The sequence below is a fragment of the Bartonella sp. AA1HLJMS genome (assembly GCF_042197445.1).
Taxonomy (GTDB): domain Bacteria; phylum Pseudomonadota; class Alphaproteobacteria; order Rhizobiales; family Rhizobiaceae; genus Bartonella.
In genome coordinates, this window is the sequence record NZ_JBHIRW010000145.1 from 1 (window position 1) to 1,832 (window position 1,832).

The 1,832-nt window shown below is 37.0% G+C and carries 2 protein-coding genes; both read left to right on the plus strand.

Annotated elements, in window-relative coordinates; translation table 11 throughout:
• Positions 1 to 337: 337 nt before the first annotated feature.
• On the plus strand, positions 338 to 1,078 hold the full coding sequence (locus ACFIQE_RS10030) for a hypothetical protein (RefSeq protein WP_375668684.1): 741 nt from the start codon (positions 338 to 340) through the stop codon (positions 1,076 to 1,078).
• Positions 1,079 to 1,162: 84 nt separating this feature from the next.
• Positions 1,163 to 1,603, plus strand: a complete 441-nt coding sequence (locus ACFIQE_RS10035; protein ID WP_375612653.1) for a hypothetical protein — start codon at positions 1,163 to 1,165, stop codon at positions 1,601 to 1,603.
• The last annotated feature ends 229 nt before the right edge of the window (positions 1,604 to 1,832 follow it).

Consider the following 1,832-nt stretch of genomic DNA (forward strand, 5'->3'; position numbering starts at 1 on the left):
ACTTGGTATTCAATTAGGTAGGTATCAAAATGAAAAAAATTGAAAAAAATAAAAAATACGTATTGACTTTAAAGAAAGGTTCGTTTAGAAAGGTCGACAAGTGCTTAAAAACCACGAATCCAATAGCGGATAAACCACGATAAGGTTTCTCCCATTTTAAAAAACTGACTTTCTTTTATGCTGTCGTTGGCATATAACGATTTATGTCGGGTGTAGCTATACCATACAAGACCCTTCGCGAGGGAAAAGTATAGCGGCGGACTATTGGCCGTGTTTTTAGCGCCCGGCGCCCTTATGGGCTGTCAATTAAAAACTTCTAACCAATAGGATTACTAGCATGAAAGCTACAGTTAAAAAGAGAAAACCATCCAAAAAATATGAATTGACTAATGAAATAGATCATATGACTGGTCTCACATTATACCGTATACGCGCCTTAAAAGATTTTGGAGATGTCAAGGCGGGGGATTTAGGTGGTTTTATAGAAAATGAAAGCAACCTATCGCATTATGGTACGTGCTGGGTATATGATAAAGCCCGCGTTTTTCAAAATGCCCGCGTTTCTGGGAATGCAAAAGTAAGAAGCTTTTTTGTAGACGTTTGTGGGAATGCAAAAATTTATGGGAATGCTATTTTTGAAGCTATTTTTATGGGAGGCAATGCGCGTCTTTATGGGAATGCTCATATTAAAGGTGCTGTTGTAATTGAAGGCAATGCAAAGATTTATGATAATGCCTATGTAACTGATCATGCTCATATTTCTGATGATGCCGTCATTTGTGATAATGCTCATGTTGGAGGCAATGCAAAAATAAGCGGTGCTGCTTATATTTGTGATGACGCGCGTGTTTTCGATGATGCCGTTGTATGTGGTGCTCTTATCTCAGGAGATTCTTATGTTCATAGCGCCGCTTCTTTAACAGCAGATGATCATATTTGGAATGAAGCATATCCCGAATTTGGTAGTGAAGATGATTATTATCGTCATGAGTATTATGATGATTTTGAAGACTATTATGATGCTGATCTTGAATCGGAAAATGATGACGATTTAGAATGTGAAAAAGAAGCTGCTTAATTAAACAATAGGGCGGTGCGGGGGCGCCTCCTTATAACCATTTCATTTAAAAATTTGTTTGAATATTAGATTAGGGAGCTACCTATGACCACTAAAACTGTATCCAAAAAATATGAACTTACTAATGAAACTACAGAAGTTAAAGACCATCTCTATGGTAGAGTTAGAACACTTTATCGCATTAAAGCTTTAAGAAGTTTTGGAAGTGTTAAAAAAGGAGATTTAGGGGGCTTTATTGAAAGTGAATACAACTTATCACATGATGGCAATTGCTGGGTTGGTGATGATGCCAAGGTTTATAATGCTGCTATGGTTTGGGGGCATGCGAAGGTTTTTGAAAATGCAATAATTTGTGATGAGGCGTGTGTTAATGGGTTTGCGAAGGTTTACGGTAATGTACGTGCTTATGGAAAGGCAATTATTGGTGGCAGGGCGCGTGTTTTTGGAGATACGCAACTTATTTTGGGGGCATGGGTTACAGGAAGAAAAGAGATTTCTACAGGTTTAATATCCTTTTGTAGATAGATAAAGACTGTAGAGGAATTGATTAAAGCGGCTGTGGCGTCTAAAAGATAGAATAAAAAAAAGCCGCGTCCTTTAAGACACGGCTTTTATTATCAAAACAGCTAGCGATCTAAATAAACGATTAAAAGAAATAACCGAAATATAAAAGAACATCTCTTTATTGCACAAAACGTATCAAAAAGCAAGCTGTTAAGTAAAATAAAAATGGGATTCACACTGTAGATTCAGT

What these genes read in the sequence shown, in the direction of transcription:
- ACFIQE_RS10030 (WP_375668684.1), top strand. Translation starts at nt 338, where the DNA reads ATGAAAGCTACAGTTAAAAAGAGAAAACCATCCAAAAAATATGAATTG.
- ACFIQE_RS10035 (WP_375612653.1), top strand. Translation starts at nt 1,163, where the DNA reads ATGACCACTAAAACTGTATCCAAAAAATATGAACTTACTAATGAAACT.